This is a genomic window from Nocardiopsis nanhaiensis (assembly GCF_054778635.1).
In genome coordinates this window covers 1-18,029 of record NZ_BAAGZJ010000123.1, presented here as the reverse complement: position 1 = coordinate 18,029, position 18,029 = coordinate 1, and the positions used below count along the sequence as shown (strand labels likewise).

18 protein-coding genes and 1 pseudogene are annotated in these 18,029 nt (G+C 70.4%); 10 read left to right on the top strand and 9 right to left on the bottom strand.

What is annotated here, in order from left to right; genetic code table 11:
• Positions 1–207, top strand: a pseudogene (locus ACYVD1_RS32945) (hypothetical protein); the annotation flags it as partial.
• 648 nt (positions 208–855) lie between these two features.
• Here ACYVD1_RS32945 and ACYVD1_RS32940 read toward each other — a convergent pair.
• Positions 856–1,446, bottom strand: coding sequence for a GbsR/MarR family transcriptional regulator (locus ACYVD1_RS32940; RefSeq protein ID WP_460778363.1), 591 nt, complete (start codon positions 1,444–1,446; stop codon positions 856–858).
• A gap of 31 nt (positions 1,447–1,477) precedes the next feature.
• Positions 1,478–2,074, bottom strand: a complete 597-nt coding sequence (locus ACYVD1_RS32935; RefSeq protein ID WP_460778362.1) for a TetR/AcrR family transcriptional regulator — start codon at positions 2,072–2,074, stop codon at positions 1,478–1,480.
• Positions 2,075–2,150: 76 nt separating this feature from the next.
• On the opposite strand from ACYVD1_RS32935, the gene ACYVD1_RS32930 reads away from it, so the two are divergent.
• Both ACYVD1_RS32930 and ACYVD1_RS32925 read left to right on the top strand, forming a co-directional pair.
• Positions 2,151–2,564, top strand: a complete 414-nt coding sequence (locus tag ACYVD1_RS32930; RefSeq protein ID WP_460778361.1) for a VOC family protein — start codon at positions 2,151–2,153, stop codon at positions 2,562–2,564.
• Between the two features lie 135 nt (positions 2,565–2,699).
• Entirely contained in the window at positions 2,700–3,317 is a 618-nt protein-coding gene (locus tag ACYVD1_RS32925; RefSeq protein ID WP_460778366.1) for a TetR/AcrR family transcriptional regulator, read from the top strand.
• 30 nt (positions 3,318–3,347) lie between these two features.
• Here ACYVD1_RS32925 and ACYVD1_RS32920 read toward each other — a convergent pair whose 3' ends face one another.
• The 5 genes from ACYVD1_RS32920 to ACYVD1_RS32900 are packed head-to-tail and all read right to left on the bottom strand — an operon-like array spanning position 3,348 to position 7,465.
• Entirely contained in the window at positions 3,348–3,635 is a 288-nt protein-coding gene (locus tag ACYVD1_RS32920; RefSeq protein WP_460778360.1) for a hypothetical protein, read from the bottom strand.
• Positions 3,636–3,687: 52 nt separating this feature from the next.
• Positions 3,688–4,899: an acyl-CoA dehydrogenase family protein gene (locus tag ACYVD1_RS32915; RefSeq protein ID WP_460778359.1), complete on the bottom strand. Its 1,212-nt coding sequence runs from the start codon at positions 4,897–4,899 to the stop codon at positions 3,688–3,690.
• Between the two features lie 6 nt (positions 4,900–4,905).
• Positions 4,906–5,925, bottom strand: a complete 1,020-nt coding sequence (locus tag ACYVD1_RS32910; RefSeq protein WP_460778358.1) for a phosphotransferase family protein — start codon at positions 5,923–5,925, stop codon at positions 4,906–4,908.
• Entirely contained in the window at positions 5,922–6,704 is a 783-nt protein-coding gene (locus ACYVD1_RS32905) for an SDR family oxidoreductase (protein WP_460778357.1), read from the bottom strand. The genes ACYVD1_RS32910 and ACYVD1_RS32905 overlap by 4 nt, the downstream gene beginning before the upstream one ends.
• A gap of 5 nt (positions 6,705–6,709) precedes the next feature.
• Entirely contained in the window at positions 6,710–7,465 is a 756-nt protein-coding gene (locus tag ACYVD1_RS32900; RefSeq protein ID WP_460778356.1) for an SDR family oxidoreductase, read from the bottom strand.
• A gap of 151 nt (positions 7,466–7,616) precedes the next feature.
• On the opposite strand from ACYVD1_RS32900, the gene ACYVD1_RS32895 reads away from it, so the two are divergent.
• Positions 7,617–7,910, top strand: coding sequence for a GNAT family N-acetyltransferase (locus ACYVD1_RS32895; protein ID WP_460778355.1), 294 nt, complete (start codon positions 7,617–7,619; stop codon positions 7,908–7,910).
• Between the two features lie 179 nt (positions 7,911–8,089).
• On the opposite strand, the gene ACYVD1_RS32890 is transcribed toward ACYVD1_RS32895, so the two are convergent.
• Entirely contained in the window at positions 8,090–9,049 is a 960-nt protein-coding gene (locus ACYVD1_RS32890) for a quinone oxidoreductase family protein (protein WP_460778365.1), read from the bottom strand.
• Between the two features lie 128 nt (positions 9,050–9,177).
• Positions 9,178–10,557, bottom strand: coding sequence for an LURP-one-related/scramblase family protein (locus tag ACYVD1_RS32885; protein WP_460778354.1), 1,380 nt, complete (start codon positions 10,555–10,557; stop codon positions 9,178–9,180).
• Positions 10,558–10,793: 236 nt separating this feature from the next.
• Here ACYVD1_RS32885 and ACYVD1_RS32880 point away from each other — a divergent pair, with 236 nt between their 5' ends.
• The 6 genes from ACYVD1_RS32880 to ACYVD1_RS32855 all read left to right on the top strand — a co-directional run bounded on the left by ACYVD1_RS32880 (position 10,794) and on the right by ACYVD1_RS32855 (position 17,788).
• Positions 10,794–12,296, top strand: coding sequence for a carboxylesterase/lipase family protein (locus tag ACYVD1_RS32880; RefSeq protein WP_460778353.1), 1,503 nt, complete (start codon positions 10,794–10,796; stop codon positions 12,294–12,296).
• A 205-nt stretch (positions 12,297–12,501) separates the two neighbouring features.
• The gene (locus ACYVD1_RS32875) at positions 12,502–13,185 is read left to right on the top strand and encodes a GTP pyrophosphokinase (RefSeq protein ID WP_460778364.1); all 684 of its coding nucleotides are present in this window, start codon (positions 12,502–12,504) and stop codon (positions 13,183–13,185) included.
• Between the two features lie 103 nt (positions 13,186–13,288).
• Positions 13,289–13,840 carry a 2Fe-2S iron-sulfur cluster-binding protein gene (locus ACYVD1_RS32870; protein WP_460778352.1) on the top strand — a complete coding sequence of 184 codons (552 nt, stop codon included), beginning with the start codon at positions 13,289–13,291 and terminating at the stop codon, positions 13,838–13,840.
• Positions 13,837–14,823 (top strand): FAD binding domain-containing protein, encoded by a 987-nt coding sequence (locus ACYVD1_RS32865; RefSeq protein ID WP_460778351.1) that lies wholly within the window; start codon positions 13,837–13,839, stop codon positions 14,821–14,823. Before ACYVD1_RS32870 ends, ACYVD1_RS32865 begins: the two co-directional genes overlap by 4 nt.
• Positions 14,820–16,907 (top strand): xanthine dehydrogenase family protein molybdopterin-binding subunit, encoded by a 2,088-nt coding sequence (locus tag ACYVD1_RS32860; protein WP_460778350.1) that lies wholly within the window; start codon positions 14,820–14,822, stop codon positions 16,905–16,907. Before ACYVD1_RS32865 ends, ACYVD1_RS32860 begins: the two co-directional genes overlap by 4 nt.
• A 203-nt stretch (positions 16,908–17,110) precedes the next feature.
• Positions 17,111–17,788 (top strand): lytic polysaccharide monooxygenase auxiliary activity family 9 protein, encoded by a 678-nt coding sequence (locus ACYVD1_RS32855; RefSeq protein WP_460778349.1) that lies wholly within the window; start codon positions 17,111–17,113, stop codon positions 17,786–17,788.
• The last annotated feature ends 241 nt before the right edge of the window (positions 17,789–18,029 follow it).

Genomic DNA, 18,029 nt, shown 5'->3' with positions numbered 1-18,029 from the left:
GCCGGTGGGTCCACCAGCGCGGACAACATTCAGCCACTGTGCTCGGACCACAACCGGCTCAAGTACCGGAGGGAGACCAACCCGGAGGCCTCCATCTGGCAGGGCCGTCCCTCCCACCGCAACCGCAGCAACAAGGGGGAGGACTCGGACGGGGACCCGGAGCCAGCCCAACCCCCTTCCTGGAGTCACGGTCACCCTCGTTTTTGACTCCAACTGGGGGGTTCACCACACACCGGTACTACTCGAGACCGCTCCGGTGTTTCGCGCTGCCCACCGTGACCGGCCGCGACACCCGACCCGTCAACGCTCCGGTGCAGTGGCCCACCCGGCCGCAGGCCGCGCTGTTCAGGGTCCGCTGTCCACAGTGACCGGCCGCGACACCCTCAGGCGTCAACGCTCCGGCGCAGGGGCAGGCATCGGCCGCCAGGCCGAGGGGTCGGGCGAAGCCCGAGTCTTTCCCGCTCGGGCCTCGACCACGCGTCCCCCTTTCCCGATAGCCGCCAACCCGCCGTCGTAGCGGAGCGGGTCAAGGTGGAGCGCCGTTGATGCGCGAAGCGCTCGATGGCGACGACCTTGAGGCGCGTAGCGGAGACGGCCACAATCACGCGGCGGGAAAGGAGGGAACCCCAGCCCGGAAGGTCCCCAGTCACAACAGCGATGGCAGATCAAGGGTGGTAGAGCAGGATAGGCCGCCTTGTACGCGACTACAGGGCGTCCTGCGGATCGGTCACCCCATGCGGGAGGGTCGTTGCCCCATGCGAGAGGGCCGTCACCCCGTGTACTTCTTTCCGCTTTCGTGGCCGCCTCCTCCGCTAACCGCAGCGGCCCAGTCCACTACTGCGGCGGCCCTGTCCGCTACTGCGGCGTCCGTCGCCGCACGCTCTCCCTCTCCGGTGAATCCCCTCGGGAGTCCCCCCGGGAACCCTCTCGGGAGTCCTCCCGATAAGCCCTTCGGGAGGCCTTGTACTCCTCCCAGTGGGCCAGCAGCGTGTCGTGGTAGCCGTCCAACCAGGTCATGTAGTCGTACATGTTGCGCAGGCGGTTGCGAGAGGTGGGGCCCAGGCCGGGCAGCCGGTCCAGCGCCGAGGCGGCCAGGTCGCGCTGCTGGCGCAGGTAGGAACGCTCGTTCCGGAGAAACCCGCCCCACACGTCCTCGTCCATGCTCACCAGCTTGGAGCGGCCGTCGGGGGCGTTCACCAGGGTCACGAACCCCAGCTCGCGCAGCCTGCGCACCGCCTCGGAGACCGAACCCCGGCTGACCCCCGCGCCCACGGCGATCTCCTCGGCCCCGACCGCGTCCCGATCGGCCACGAGCAGGTAGCCGACGATGCGCCCCTCGGCCTTGGGGCGGCCCTGTGACTGCCAATACGCGGAGAAGCGCCCAACGAAGTCGTCCCGGAACTCGTCATCCGTCGGCACCTCGCCGTGCTTCCCTTCCTCCGCCATGCCCGTCACGATATCGGTTCGTGCGGGGCTGTCAGCCGTGGCGCAGCGACTCCAACAGTCCCGAAAGCGCCGACCACACATCCTCCAGATCCTGCTCGGTCCCCGAGTCGGCCAGCCACAGCGCCGCTTCGTTCATCGCCCCCGACAAAAGGTGGGCCAGGGGAGGGACCGGCTGCGGCCGGATCACACCCGCGTCGACCAGCGTGGTGAGGACCTCACCCAGGTGTCGGGCGGAGGAGGCTTCGTCGAGGGCGCGCCACCTGCCCCACCCAAGGACGGCGGGGCCGTCCACCAGCATGACCCTGCGGACGTCCGGTGCGGTGCTCGCGGTGAGAAAGGCCCGGCAGCCGGCGGTCAACTGCTCCCACGGGTCCGTCCGGGCCTCTGCCGCCTCGGCCACGGCGTCACCCACCTCTTCCTGGACCTGTTCCAGGACGGCGCCGAACAGGGCGGCCTTGCCGTCGAAGTGATGGTAGAGCGCACCCTTGGTGACCTTGGCCGCGTCCACGACCTGGGTCAGAACCACCCCGCCGTAACCGTGTTCGGTGAACAGGCGTCGGCCCTCCCGGATCAGTTTCCTCCTGGTCTGCGCCCGCTGTTCGGCCCGGACCCCGGTCTCCTTGGGCAAGGATCCCCCTCATTGACATACCGAAGGTACGTGAATAGTCTATTTTCACATACTAAGGATATGTGAAAGGTGCGTCATGAAACTCAGCAGCTTCTACCCGGTCCTGTGCACCTTTCGGCTCGAGGAGAGCCACGCCTTCTACGCGGAGAACTTCGGCTTCGAGGACACCTTCGTGGCCGACTGGTATGTCAGCCTGCGCCGTCCCGGCCCGCCCGACCACGAACTCGGGCTGTTAAAGGCGGGCCACCCGACCCTGCCCGAGGGCCACGGTGCCGCGGTCGGGGGGATGTTGCTCAACTTCGAGGTGTCCGACGCGGACGCCGAGTGGGAGCGCCTCGTGGTGCGGGGCGGGCTCGAACCCGTCCTCGCCCTGCGCAGCGAGGGTTTCGGGCAGCGACACTTCATCGTGGCCGATCCCAACGGGGTGCTGATCGATGTGATCGCGCCCATCGAACCCTCGGATGAGTACGCTGACCAGTTCGTCGACTGACCTCTTCCGCGGTGCCGTCGTCGATCTCCGCTGGTTTCCGGGTCAGTGTGCCTTGTGTACCATCCGGTCGGTATGCTGATCCGAGCGGTACACGACTCGCCGCCGGGGGAACGGGGGCACGAGGTGGAGCGGGACATGGCGCGAGGACAGCGGACGGCTGACGGCACCGAAGCCGGGCGCGGATCCGTGCCCGAACGCCTGCTGCGGGCCGCGACGCGGCTCTTCGCCGAGCGGGGCTTCGAGGGCACCTCGGTGCAGGAGATCGTGACCGCCGCGGGTGTCACCAAGGGCGCGATGTACCACTACTTCGGCTCCAAGGACGACCTGCTCTACGAGGTCTACGCCCGGGTCCTGCGGATGCAGACCGACCACCTCGTCACCCTCTCCTCCCGCGAGGCGCCTGTCGCCGAACGCGTCCACGCGGCCGCCGCCGACGTACTCGTCACCAGCGTCGCCAACCTCGACGACACCAAGATCTTCTTCCGCTCCATGCACCAGCTCGCCCCCGAGAAGCAGCGCAGCGTGCGCGCCGAGCGCCGCAAGTACCACGAGATCTTCCGGGGCATGATCGAGCAGGGCCAGCGCGAGGGTGTCTTCCGCGAGGACGTGCCCGCCGACCTGGTGGTGGACTACTTCTTCGGCTCCGTGCACCACCTGGGCACCTGGTACCGGCACGACGGCGAACTCAGCGGCAACGACGTGGGCCGCCACTTCGCCGACCTGCTCGTCGCGGGCCTGCGTCCGGGCGTCTGACCCAGCCGACTCCGGGCGCCGGGCCCCGGCTCAGCGGACGATGCCGCCTTCGAGCGTGCGAATGATGTTCGCGGCGATGACGTGGCGCGGAGCGGTGCCGCTCCTGCTCTCCTCGCACCCGGCGAAGACCAGGGACCACAGCGTGTTCTCGATCCACTTGGCGTCCAGGTCTGCAGTGAACACCCCCTCGTCCTGGCCGTGCCGGACCAGGTCGATCACCGCGGGCAGCGCGTGGATGCTCGCCACGGCCGGGGCGCCCGTCTCCTGGCCCAGTGGGCTAACGACCACCGCGGGGCCTTCACCGACGGACTCTGACACACGCCGGAGGCTCGGCTGGGGTCTCCTCTCCCGGCCGAGCCTCCTTCTCCCGCTACGTGTACTTGCGTAGCTCCGCGCGGGCCAACGAGCGCAGGTGCACCTCGTCGGGCCCGTCGGCCAGCCGCAGCGAGCGGATGCCCGCCTGCCAACCGGCCAGCGGCTGGTCCTGGCTCACCCCGGCGGCGCCGTGCGCCTGCACGCACTTGTCCAGAATCCACTCCACCGTGCGCGGGGTGGCGATCTTGATCGACTGGATCTCGGTGTGCGCGCCCTTGTTGCCCACGGTGTCCATCAGGTACGCGGTCTTGAGCACCAGCAGGCGCAGCTGCTCGATCGCCACCCGGGCCTCGGCGATCCACTCACGGACCACGCCCTGCTCGGCCAGGGGGCGGCCGAAGGCCACCCGGTCCAGCACCCGCTTGCAGGTCAGCTCCAGTGCGCGCTCGGCGATCCCGATCGAGCGCATGCAGTGGTGGATACGGCCCGGGCCCAGACGTGCCTGGGCGATCGCGAAGCCCTCGCCTTCGCCGCCCACCAGGTTCTCCGCGGGCACGCGCACGTCGTCGAAGAACACCTCGGCGTGGCCGCCGTGGTCGCTGTCGTCGTAGCCGAACACGCTCATGCCGCGCCCGATGCGCAGCCCGGGGGTGTCCCGCGGCACCAGCACCATGCTCTGCTGCTTGTGGCGCTCTGCCTCGGGATCGGTCTTGCCCATCACGATGAGGATCTCGCAGGCGGGGTTGAGGGCCCCGCTGATGAACCACTTGCTCCCGTTGATCACGTACTCGTCGCCGTCGCGGACGATGCGCGTGGTGACGTTCGTGGCGTCGGAGGAGGCGACATCGGGCTCGGTCATGGCGAAGGCGGACCGGATCCGCCCGTCCAGGAGCGGCTCCAGCCACTGCTTCTTCTGCTCGGGGGTGCCGAACATCGTCAGCACCTCCATGTTCCCGGTGTCGGGGGCCGCGCAGTTGAGCGCCATCGGGCCCAGGCGGGGGCTGCGCCCGGTGATCTCGGCCAGCGGCGCGTACTGCAGGTTGGGCAGCCCGCCGTGCTCGGGGTGCCCGGCCAGGAAGAGGTTCCACAGGCCCTGCTCGCGGGCCTTGGCCTTGAGCTCGTCGACGACCGGCGGGATCGCCCAGGGGTCCTCCCGCTCCTCCAGCTGCGCGGCGAACACGGGCTCGGCGGGGTAGACGTGCTCGTCCATGAAGGTCAGGAGCCGCTCGCGTAGCTTCTCGGTCTCGGCGTCGTAGGCGAAGTCCATCTGTACTCAGTCCTCCTTGAGCATGGTGTGGGCGCGCTTCACCAGCGGGGCGACGACGTCCCCGATCCCGTCGAAGCCCGATCCCACGGTGAGTCCCTGGCTGTGCCGGAAGTGGATCCCCTCGGCGATCACCGCGAGCTTGAAGCAGCCGAACGCCACGTACCAGCCCAGCCGGGACACGTCGCGGCCGGTGGCCGCGGCGTACATGTCCACCAGTTCGGGGGAGCTGGGGAAGCCCTCGGCGGAGGTGGCGGGCGGCTTGTCGGTGCCGCTGGCGACCGGCTGCTCCCGGTAGACGATCATCAGCCCCAGGTCGACCAGCGGGTCGCCGAGGGTGGCCATCTCCCAGTCCAGGACCGCGGTGAGGCGCGCGTCCTCGGTGACCAGCACGTTGTCCAGGCGGTAGTCGCCGTGCACGATCGCGGGCGCCGACTGCTCGGGGATGGACGCGGCGAGCCGGTCGCGCAGGTCGTCGATCCCGGGGATGTCGCGGCTGCGGGAAGCCTCCAGCTGCTTGCTCCAGCGGCGCACCTGGCGCTCCAGGAAGCCGGACGGGCGCCCGAAGTCGCCCAGGCCCACATCCTCGGGGTCGACCGCGTGCAGGTGGCCCAGCGTGGTGACCAGATCGTCGGCGACCTTGCGGATGCCCTCGACACCGAGCGGGGAGATCTCGTCGAGCGTGCGGAAGGGGGTGCCCGCGACGTGCTCCATGACGTAGAACGGCGCGCCCAGCACCTCGGTGTCCTCGCACAGCAGGTGGGTGCGGGGCACCGGGACGGCCGTATCGCGCAGGCCGGTCATCACCCGGTACTCGCGCGGCATGTCGTGGGCGGTGGCCAGCACGTGGCCCAGGGGCGGTCGGCGCACCACCCAGGATCCGGTCCCGTCGGTGACCACGTAGGTCAGGTTGGACTTGCCACCCGCGATGACCTTCCCGCTGAGCGGCCCTGCGACCAGACCGGGTACTTCGCGGTCCAGGTGGGCCCGCAGCCGGTCCAGGTCCAGCCCGGGTAGTTCGTCGCTCATGCGGACTCCTCTTCGCTGAACACCTTGGCTTGGAGGCGGCGCATCCCGGCCAGCCAGGCGTCCGTGTCGGCGGCCCTGGCCGCGTAGTAGTCGGCGGCCTGCGGGTGCGGCAGGATCAGGAAGCGGCTGTCGGCCAGCCCCACCATCACCGCGTCGGCGACCTCTTCGGGGGTGATCGCGTCCGGGGAGAGGATGGCCTGTCCCTCGTTGCCCGCCGAGTCGAGCATGTTGGTGCGCACGCCCAGGGGGCACAGGCACTGCGTGGTGATGCCCCGGTCCCCGTAGGTGGCCGACATCCACTCTCCGAAGGCCAGTGCCGCGTGCTTGGTCACGGAGTACGGCGCACTGCCCAGCATGGTGAGCAGCCCCGCCCCGGACACGGTGGTGAGGAAGCGGCCCTGCCCGCGCTCCAGCCAGCCCGGCACCAGCTCGCGGGAGGCGCGTACGTGCGCCATCACGTTGACCTGCCAGGACAGCTCCCAGTCGGCCTCGGGTGCTTCGGGGCCCCCGTGAGCGGCGACCCCCGCGTTGGCCATGTACAGGTCGATCCCGCCGAGGTGGGCCCCCGCTTCGGCGACCAGGGCGGTGACACCCTCCTCGCTCGCGGCGTCCCCGGGTACGGCCACCCCGCCGATCTCACTCGCCACGGACTCGGCCGCGCCCGCGTCCAGGTCGTTGACGACCACCCTCGCGCCCGCCGCGGCCAGGCGGCGGGCGACCGCCGCCCCGATCCCGTTGCCGCCGCCGGTGACCACGGCCCCGATGTCGTTCAGCTCCATGCCCATCACACCCCTCCGGTGAGGGTGACGCCGCCGTCCAGCACCAGGGTTCGGCCGGTGACCCACGCGGCGTCCTCGGAGAGGAGGAAGGCGACTGCGCCCGCGACGTCGTCGGGTACGCCCAGGCGGCCCAGCGGGTACTGGGCGGCGATCTTCTCCTCGCGGCCCTCGTACAGGGCGGAGGCGAACTGGGTCTTCACCACGGCAGGTGCGACGCCGTTGACCCGGACGTGCGGGCCCAGTTCGACGGCGAGCTCTTCGGTGATGTGGCTGAGCATCGCCTTGGTGGCGCCGTAGAAGCCGATGCCCGGGGCGGGCTTGGTCCCGGCGACGGAGGAGACGTTGACGATGGCGCCGCCGTGCTCGCCCTGCCAGGCCTTGTGCACCTTCTGTACCCAGGAGATCGCCGAGAGGGCGTTGACCTCGAAGATCTTGCGTGCGGCGTCCAGATCGAGGTCGACCATGCGTCCGTAGACCGGGTTGATGCCGGTGTTGTTGACGAACAGGTCGACGCTGCCGAATGCTTCCAGGGTGGCGCTGATGGCCGTGTCCTGGTGTTCGGTGTCGTGGGCGCGGCCGGGGACGGCGATGGCGTGGTCGGGACCGCCGAGCGCCTCGACGGCCTCCTGGAGGGGTTCGGGTTTGCGCGCGGTGATGCACACGCGAGCCCCCTCGGAGACGAGCCGCTGGGCGATAGCCAGGCCGATGCCGCGGCTTGCTCCCGTGATGATGGCGGTGCGTCCGCCGAACCGCGAAGTCATGCGTACTCCTTAGACCGACTGGTCGGTATGTCACGGCGACTCTATGTCCGCCGAGGTGCGCGCCGCAAGGGGCGCGCGGGCGGGCAGGGGGCCACAATGGGCCGAAGACGGGCGAAGGCGCCCGGCCCCCGCACACGGAGGAGTACCCACCATGGCAACCGAGGTCACCGATGTCCCCGACAAGCGCCGCTACGAGGTCAGCTCCGACGGTCGGGCCGCCGGATACGCGGAGTACATCCTCACCGACACCCTCATCACCTTCACCCACACCGAGATCGACCCCGCCTTCGAGGGCAAGGGGATGGGCAGCACGCTGATCCGCGAGGCCCTGGACGACGTCCGCTCCAGGGAGCTCGCCGTGCTCCCGCTGTGCCCCTTCGTCAAAGGCTGGATCGAACGCCACAGGGACTACGCGGACCTGGTCTACCAGTCCCCGAACCCGTAACGGCAGAAGGGTGTGAGTATCGACTACGGTCGCGAGATCGGCTTCGGAACTGTTCGCCGCTGAGGTGGCCCCCGCCGTCCGAGAGGCGGTCGGCGAGGGCCGCTCCTGAACGGTTCAAAGTCGGACAAACGCGAATCTACTTCGTAAAGGTGGCAGATTCGTTGATCCCGTCCGTCCCGTCAGGCCGAGGGGTCCAGGGTCAGCTTGCCGACCGTGCCGCGCGCCCGCAGGTCCTCGTGGGCCCTTCGCGCCTCAGGCAGCGGATAGGTGCCGCCCAGGACCGGCCGGAGGCGCTCCTCGGCGATCAGCGAGAAGAGATCGTCCATGGCCCGGCCCACCACGTCGCCCGGCAGCAGCCAGGCGTGCGGCAGCCACATGCCGCCCACCGTGGTCGAGAAGCGCATCAGGTTGGGCAGCTTCACCGGGCTGGGCTGCTCGCGCGAGGCCATCCCGTAGAAACCGAGCCGCCCGAACGGGGCCAGGGCCCGCACGCTCTCGTCGGTGACCCGGCCGCCCACCATATCCAGGATGATGTCCACCCGCTGGCCCCCGTTGGCCTCGATGAGGGCGGCGGTCATGTCGGGGGCGGCGGAGTCCACCACCGCGTCGGCGCCGAGTTCCCGTGCGAGCTTGCGCTTCTCCTCGGTGCTGGCCACCGCGATCACCCGTCCGGCGCCGAACAGCTTGGCCAGCTGGACCGCGAGCGTGCCCACGCCGCCGCCGGCCGCGTGGACCACGACCGATTCCCCCGGCTCGATCCGGGCAGTCTTGCGCAGGAGCATCCACGCCGACGTCCCCTGGACGATCAGGGCGAGGGCGGCCGCGTCGGAGACCCCTTCGGGGATCTCGTAGGCGAGGTTGCGGTCGACGACGGCGCGCTCGGCGTAGCCGCCCCCGCCGTTGGCCAGGCCTACGATCCGGCGTCCGTCGGAGGCTCGTCCGGCGACCTCGCTGCCGGGGACCATGGGGAGGGTCGAGGGTGCGAGGTAGGTGTTCTCCGCCTGGTGGGTGTCGGCGAAGTTGATCCCGCTGAGCGCTACGTCGAGCAGGAGCTCGTTCGGTTGCGGCTCCGGGGCGGGCAGCTCCGTGGGGACGAGGACCTCGGGTCCGCCGAACTCGGTGATCTGGATGGCGCGCATGGTGGGCCCTTCCTGCTGGGTGGATCGCATCATACCGACCGGATGGTATGTCATGGTCGGAGGGCGACGCGTAGGGAGAGCCCATAATCCGCGGGGCTGACGGGCCCTCCCGTGCGCTGGCTCAGTGCCTACCGGCGCGAGCGCCCGCCGCCGGAACGCCTGCCGCCGGAGCGGCCCCCGCTCGAACGTCCACCGCCGGAGCGCCCGCCACCGGAACGTCCACCGCCCGACCTGCGGAAGCCGCCGGAGCCGCGGCCCGTGCTGCCGCTCTTGCCGGACGAACCCCGCGAGGACGAACCGAAGGAGCCGGAGGAGCCGCCGAACCGCGAGGAAGAGCTGCGCGAGGAGGAAGCACCCGAAGAGCGCGAGGACGAGCCCCTCGAGCCGAAGCCCCCGGAACTTCCGGAGCTCCCCGAACCGCCCGACGCGCCGCCGAACCTGCTCCGGCTCCGGTCGGAGGCGCCGCCCTGAGAACCGCCGCCCTGCCGGGTCTGGCGTTCACGGCGGGACACCGACCCGCTGGAGGGAGACTCGGAGCGGGAGGTGCGGGCGGAACGGTTGCCGCGGCCGCCCGCGTCGGAGCGGGAGTCGAAACCGCCGCCGCGCCGGGGTGGTGTCTCCGACCTCGACGCGAACCCACCGCCGCTCCGGCGTTCGCTGCGTGGCGGCCTGCTGGGCCGGGCCGCGCGGGCCGGAGCGGCGCCCGAGCGGCTGGAGAAGGTGCGGTAGTTGCCCCGCGGTCCGGTTACGCGTTCGCGCATGGGTACGTAGTCCCGGGTGCGCGCGGACCGGAAGGTGTGGACCACCAGGGGAGGGCGTCGGCGCCGACTGACGACATAGCCGCGACGGGGGTGGTGCCAGTGGTGGCGCGGCTCGTAACCGTATTCGGGGTAGCGGCGGAAGTCCGCGTAGTGGGAGTGGTAGAACTCCGGATCGCGCTCGTGCAGCAGCACGTCGATGGTGATCGCGGCTCCGATGACCAAGCGTCGTAGCGGCCAGGGCAGGTCGTAGGCGAACTCGAGCGCGTAGCGGTCATCGGTGGTGAAGAATCCGCCGGTCAGGCCGGGGTGCTCCTTGCTGATGCGGGCGATCTCGATCCCGGCGTGGTCCTTGATGGAGAAGTCCCACCCGTTCCAGTCGCCCCGGATCTCCGCGATGGTGTGGCCGCGGGGGTCGTTGAGCCGGAAGCGGGAGCCCATGAAGGAGCGGTCCTGGACGATGCTGCCGTAGGGCTCGCCGTGGGGGCCGGTCACGTAGATGTAGGGGCGGCCCCGGTCCCAGGGCTTGTCCAGGGACATGAGGGGGTAGCCGTCGGGGCCGTAGATCGTGAACCGGTGGGGGCGGTGGGAGCCCTGCCGGTGCGAGCGCGGCCACGTGGTCATGTGTTCGTTCACGTAGGCCAGCGGTTCACCGGCTTCGCTGAGTACTTCGTAGTGCCCTTCGGAGGCGAACAGTTGTCGGGGCTGTTCCACCAGCAGGACGGGGGCGGTGAACAGGGGTGCGTGCATTGGAGGCCTTTCCGGCGCTACCGCCCATGGGGCGGCGGGGTCGGGGTGTTCAGGCGGGGGCGGATTCGGGAGAATCCAGGGGAAATCTATCGTGTGGCTTCGACGTGTGCGCCAAGGCGCCGGTTCCGGGACTGAAGCCGGTTCCCGGGATCGTGCCGTGCTGTGTTGAGCCGGGGTCTTGCGCCGATAAACCTAACGATGTTAGGTGGTGGGGTACCGACCCCAAGGAGGCATACGTGGACGCCGAACACACCGTGACGACCGCGAACGGACCGGTACGCGGGATCCTCTCACCCCGCTCCCAGGACGGGCAGGTCACGGTCTTCCGGGGCATTCCCTACGCCGCCGCGCCCTTCGGTGAGCACCGCTTCGCCGAACCCGCGCCCGCGCCGGCCTGGGACGGTGTCCGTGACTGCTCCGAGTTCGGGCCGCCGCCCCCGCAAGGCACCCAGCTCATCGGAGCCGCGCCGTGGAGCCCGGACACCTCGCTGGACTGCCTCGTCCTCAACGTCTGGACCTCCGCGTCCGCGGACGACCGGTCCCCGGTCCTGGTGTGGATCCACGGCGGCGCCTACATCGTCGGCTCCGGCGCCGAGGCCACCTACGAGGGCACCCGCTTGGCCGAGACCGGGCTGGTCGTGGTCAGCGTCAACTACCGCCTCGGTTTCGAGGGCTTCGGCCACGTCCCGGGCCGCCCCGACAACCGGGGCCTGCTCGACCAGGCCGCCGCCCTGCGCTGGGTGCGCGACAACATCGCCGGGTTCGGCGGCGACCCGGACAACGTCACCGTCACGGGGGAGTCCGCGGGCGCCGGCTCCGTGGCCTGCCTGATGGCCTCACCCGAAGCGCGCGGACTCTTCCACCGGGCCGTGGCGCACAGTGTTCCCGCGGACATGGTCACCACCGAGTCCGCGCGCCGGGTCTCCGAAGGGATCGCCAAGGCCGCGGGGGTACCGCTGGAAGCCGAGGCCCTGGCCGCCCTGGCCCCGGAGAAGATCCTGGAGGCCACCGACGTGATCCTCTCCGGTACCGGACTCTCCGGCAAGGGGGTCCGGACCAAGGCGTTCACCTGTTACGCCCCCGTGGTCGGAGGACCCGAGCTCCCCGACTCCCCGCTGGACGCGGTTGCCCGCGGCGCCGCCGCCGACGTGGACCTGCTCGTGGGGCACAACACCGAGGAGTACCGGCTCTTCACCGAGCTCGGCCAGAACGTGGAGATCGACGGCGAAGGGGCCCTCACGGTCACCGCCGAACGCCTCGGGCTGGGTGAGGGCGCGGTCGAGGCCTACCGGTCCGTGTACCCCGGTGCCTCACTGCGCGAGCTGTTCAACGAGATCCGCGGTGACGCCCTGTTCTGTGAGTATTCGGTGCGCTTGGCCGAGGCGCATGCTGCGGCCGGCGGCAACGCGTACTTCTTCCGCTTCGCCGCCCAGAGCCGCACCATGGAGGGACGGCTGGGCGCCTGCCACGCCTTCGACCTTCCGTTCGCCTTCGGCAACCTGGACAGCGACCTCGCGGTGTTCCTGTGCGACGGCGAACCGGACGAGGGGTTCCGCGCCCTGTCCGAGCGGATGGTCGCGGCCTGGAGCGGTTTCGCCGCCACCGGAGACCCGGGGTGGCCCGCGGTCCGCGAGGACACGACGGTGGTGCGGGTCTGGGACATCGAGGACGCGCTCATGGAGGGCGACGCCACCCCGGTGCGCCAGCTGTGGGCGGGCGTATCCCTCGCACCGAGATAGGCGCGGGAGGCCGACGTCTGTGCGCTGGCCCCGTCCGCCGCCCGCATGCTGGAACCGCCGCCGCCTCCGCCCGCTGAGCCGGGACCGGGAGTGGTCGGTAACATGCGGTGACGGGGTTCGGTGCCAGTGTGGTGGGAGTCAGTTCGTGGTGGAAGACGTTCCCAAGGCGTTGATGGCGGCGCGTGACGACGTCGCGCGCTTCCTCATGTCCTACAAGTTCGCGATCGACACCGTGATGGCGAAGGTGAACATCCTCAACGAGGAGTTTCGCTACACCAACGACCACAACCCGATCGAGCACGTCAGCTCCCGGCTCAAGTCCGTCGAGAGCATCATGGAGAAGGCCCGCCGCCGCGGAGTCCCCCTCGACCTCAACGAGATCCGGGGGTCGATCCTGGACATCGCGGGGATCCGGGTGACGTGCAGTTTCATCTCGGACACCTACGCCATCCGCGACATGCTGGCCGGGCACGAGGACATCCTGGTGAAGGAGGAGCGGGACTACGTCCGCGACCCCAAACCGAACGGCTACCGCAGCCTGCACCTGTTGGTGGAGACCCCGGTGCGCATGTCGGACCGCACCGAGGACGTTCCGGTGGAGATCCAGATCCGTACCATCGCGATGGACTTCTGGGCGAGCCTGGAGCACAAGATCTACTACAAGTACGCCGAGTCGGTCCCGCAAGGCCTGTTGGACGAGATCCGTGAGGCGGCCGAGACCGCCAACCGGTTGGACGTCACCATGGAGCGGTTGCACGACGAGGTCCGCGAACAGGGTGATCGGGCCGAGGCGCCGCTGCCCGGGCCCGAGGAACTGCGGAAGCTGCCCTTGGCCAAGGAGCTGCTCCAGGCCCTGGCCGACCGGGTGAACGCGGGGCGCACGGACTGACGCGCCCAGGGCACCTCCCGGACAAGGTGTGTGACCCGGGCCATAATCGGGGAAGGGCCGGAGCCCGACCGGGGCCGGCCAACGCCGCGGAAGGTCGTCACCGGTGGACTCTACGATCACCCTGTATGTGGACGGGCAGAAGCGCACGCTCACCGTCGACACCAGAACTACGCTCCTGGACGCACTGCGGGACCGCCTAGGAGTGACCTCACCCAAGAAGGGCTGCGACCACGGCCAGTGCGGTGCCTGCACCGTGCTGCTGGACGATCGCCGTATCCTCTCCTGTCTGGCTCTGGCCGTAGCTCACGACGGTGCGCGGGTGACCACGGCCTCCGGGCTCGCAGAGGGGGACGCAATGCACCCGGTCGCCAGCGCGCTGGTCGACCACGACGGCTTCCAGTGCGGGTACTGCACCCCTGGCCAGGTCTGTTCAGCGGTGGGGATGCTGGCTGAGGCGGGGGCCGGATGGCCGAGCCACGCCACCGGCGACCTGGCCGGGAACCCGGACGGGGACCGAGTGGCCGAGCTCGACGACGCCGAGATCCGCGAACGCATGAGCGGTAACCTCTGCCGCTGCGGCGCCTACCCCAACATCGTGGCCGCCATCAGGGAGGCCGCGGGCCAGGAGACTGAGACGGGGGAGGTGGCGCGGTGAAACCCTTCGACTACGCACGGCCCGCAGACCCGGTGGAGGCCGTGGCTGCCGTGGCCGACGACCCAGGGGCCAGTTTCATCGCGGGCGGCACCAATCTCGTCGACCACCTCAAGCTCGGTCTGACTGCCCCTTCAACGCTGGTGGACGTGCGCGACGTGGTCGACCACAGCGTCCGGGAGCTGCCCGGCGGGGGCCTCCGGATCGGAGCAGGTGTCCCCAACAGCGAACTCGCCGCACACCCCGTGGTCCGGCGCCGCTTCCCAGCGCTCAGCGCGGCCCTGCTGGCCGGGGCGTCCGGGCAGTTGCGCAACATGGCCACCACCGGCGGCAACCTGCTCCAGCGCACCCGGTGCGTCTACTTCCAGGATGTCACCACCCCCTGCAACAAGCGCGAGCCCGGCTCCGGCTGTTCGGCGCTGGACGGCCACGGGCGCGACAACGCGGTCCTCGGCGCCTCGGAGTCCTGCGTGGCCACCCACCCGTCGGACATGGCGGTGGCCCTGTGCGCCCTGGACGCCGTGGTCAGGGTGCTCGGACCGGACGGCGAGCGCGGTATCCCCGCCACTGAGTTCCACCGGCTGCCCGGTTCGAGCCCGGAGCACGACACCGTCCTCTCGCACGGCGACCTCGTCACCGCCGTCGAACTCGCGCCCCCGTCGCCGAGGGCCCGCTCCGCCTATCGCAAGGTGCGCGAACGCGCGTCCTACGCCTTCGCGCTGGTCTCCGTCGCCGCCGAGGTGGAGGTGCGCGACAGCCAGTTCGTGGACGCCCGCATCGCACTTGGCGGGCTCGCCCACGTTCCCTGGAGGGCGCGCCGCGCAGAAGGGGTACTGCGAGGCAGGCCCGTCACGGAGGAGTCCTTCCGGGTGGCGGCCGACGCCGAACTCGCCGAGACGCGCACCGGTCCGGACAACGCGTACAAGGTCCCCTTGGCCGTGAAGACGTTCGCCTCGGTCCTGCGCGAACTGACGGAGGCACGATGACCGGGACGAAGGACAACGCCGTCGGGGCACCGCTGGCCAGGACCGAGGCCCATGCCAAGGTCACCGGAACCGCGCCCTACGCGTACGAGTACCCGACCGACGAACCGCTCTACCTGCACCCCGTGCTCTCGACCGTGGCGCGCGGGCGCGTCACCGCGGTACACACCGTCGAGGCCGATCGGCTGAGGGGTGTTCAAGCGGTTCTGACCAGTGAGAACGCACCCCGCCTCACGGACACGCGGGATCCCGAGTTCGCCGTGCTGCAGAGTGAAGAGGTGGCCTTCCGCGGCCAGTTCGTCGCCGCGGTCGTCGCCGATACCCCCGAGACCGCCCGTGAGGCAGCGGCCCTTGTGCGCGTGGAATACGACGAGTGGCCGCACGACGTGGTGATGCGCCCCGACCACCAGGACCTGTACACACCAGCGGAGGTCAACACCGGTGCCGTCGCCGACACTCTGCGGGGAGATGTCGACGGAGCACTGGGCCGGGCCGTCGTCGTGGTCGATCAGACATACCTTACGCCTCGCGAGCACAACAACCCTATGGAGCCGCACGCGACGGTCGCCCTGTGGGAAACCCTTCCCGACCGGCTCACCCTGTACGACTCCACCCAAGGGACGCACACCGTTCGGGGGACGGTGGCCACCGTGTTCGGGCTGCCCGCCGAGAACGTGCGGGTCATCGCGCCCCATGTCGGAGGAGGATTCGGTTCCAAGGGGGCCGCGAAGGCCCACAACATCCTGGCCGGGCTCGCCGCCCGCGCCCTGCCTGGGCGCACCGTCAAGTTCGCGCTCACCCGTCGGCACATGTTCGGCCTGACCGGCTACCGGCCGTGCACCGTTCAGCGGGTCCGGCTCGGCGCGGACACCGAAGGGCGACTGGGCGTGATCGTCCACGACGTCACGGAACTGACCTCGCGGGTGAAGGAATACGCGGAACAGAGCGCGCTGTGCTCGCGGATGATGTACGCCGCCCCCAACCGAGCTACTTCGCACCGGCTGACCGCCCTGGACGTGCCGATCCCCTTCTGGATGCGGGCACCGGGCGAGGCGCCCGGCATGTTCGCTTTGGAGACGGCGATGGACGAGCTCGCCGAGGCGTGCGGGATGGACCCGATCGAGCTTCGGGTGCGCAACGATCCCGAAACCGAGCCCGAGACGGGGCGCCCGTGGTCGGGCCGCAGCCTGGTGGAGTGCCTGCGTGAGGGCGCTGAACGTTTCGGCTGGTACGAGCGCGACCCCGCACCGGGTGCCCGTCGCGAAGGGGCGTGGTACGTGGGGACCGGGGTGGCCTCGGCCGTCTATCCGAGGCTGAGTTCCCCCGGATCGGCGGCCGAGGTGCAGTACGGCGCAGACAGCCGGTACACCGTGTCCATCGGGGCGGCCGACATCGGTACAGGGGCGCGGACGGCGCTGGCCCAGATCGCCGCCGACGCCCTGGGGTGCCCCGTCGCGCGGGTCCTGGTGCGGATCGGCGACTCGGACCTGCCCCGGGCGACGGTCGCTGGCGGGTCCTCGGGGACGTCCTCGTGGGGGACGGCCATCCACGCCGCTGTCCGTGCCTTCCGGGAGGAACACGGGACTGCTCCCCGCCCGGGGGCGCGTTCCCGGGCCGAGGCCCCGGAGAACCCGGACCTGGACCGGTACGCCATGTACTCGTTCGGCGCGCACTTCGCGCAGGTGCGGGTGCACGCGGACACGGGGGAGGTGCGCGTGCCCCGGATGCTGGGCGTGTACTCGGTGGGGCGGGTCATCAACCCGCGCACGGCCCGGTCCCAGCTGGTGGGCGGGATGGTCATGGGCTTGTCCATGGCGCTGCATGAGCAGAGTGTGGTGGATCCCCGCTTCGGGCACGTCGTCAACGGCGACCTCGCCGGATACCACGTGGCCGCCAACGCCGATGTGGGTGAGGTGGAGGCGTTCTGGCTGGACGAGGCGGATCCGCACCTGAATCCGATGGGCGCTGCGGGAGTCGGTGAGATCGGCATCGTGGGTATGCCTGCGGCCATCGCCAACGCCGCCCACCACGCCACGGGTCTGCGGGTGCGTGAGCTCCCGCTGACCCCGGACCGGTTCCTGCGCTGAACCAGGCGCTCTGGCGACACAGTGCTCCGGGGGACACAGTGCCCTCGGGGACTGGTCCCTTGGGACGCTGGTCTGTGGCTGGTTCCAGGGCGGCCTGAGGATTTCCCTCGCGCCGGGGTCTGTTTCGGCGCGGGTATCGCGGGTATCGTCACGCTTGGGAGCGCTCCCGGATCCGGATGGCCGGATACGGAGAACGCAGACAGATGAACAACCACCCCGCTACCGAAACCACCCGCACGACCCGCCCCCTCACCCGAGCCGTCGTCATCGGCTCCGCGGCCATGCTGGGTCTGGGCCTGACTGCGGCCCCCGTCGCCGCACACGGTTCGATCGTCGACCCGGCGGCCCGTGCCTACGCCTGCTTCGACCGTTGGGGCGACGACCACCTGAACCCGGACATGGAGCTCGAGGACCCCATGTGCGCCCAGGCGTGGGAAGAGGACCCCAACGCCATGTGGAACTGGAACGGCCTGTACCGCGACGGCGTCGGCGGCGACCACCAGGGAGCCATCCCCGACGGCACGCTGTGCAGCGGCGGTCTGACCCAGGGCGGCCTCTACGGCGCCATGGACGCAGTGGGGGAGTGGGAGACCACCCCGGTCGACGACGACTTCACGCTCCACCTGCACGACGGCGCCGAGCACGGTGCGGACTACTTCAACGTCTACGTCACGGAGGAGGGCTTCGACCCCACCACCCAGGAACTGGGCTGGGGTGACCTGGAGCTGGTCGAGGAGACCGGTGCCTACCCGCCGGTCATGGACATCGAGATCGATGTCAGCACGTCCGGGCGCACCGGCCAGCACATCGTCTACACGGTGTGGCAGGCCTCGCACATGGACCAGGCCTACTACTTCTGCAGCGACGTCGACTTCGGCTGACCCGCGGGACCTTGACCCCGGTACTCCGGGCTCGCCCGGTACCTGACGGGGATGCCGGGCGGCGCCCGAGCCACCGGAACGGGGAGGGACCCCCGGCCGACATCCGGCCGGGGGTCCCTTGGGCGTCGGGGCCTCAGTGGGCTGCTGCGTCCCCGGGCCCCTACTTGCCCAGGCCCGCCCGGCGCAGGGCGTCAGCCATGGCGCCCGAGGCCGGAGCGCCCTCGCGGCCGCCGCGGCCGCC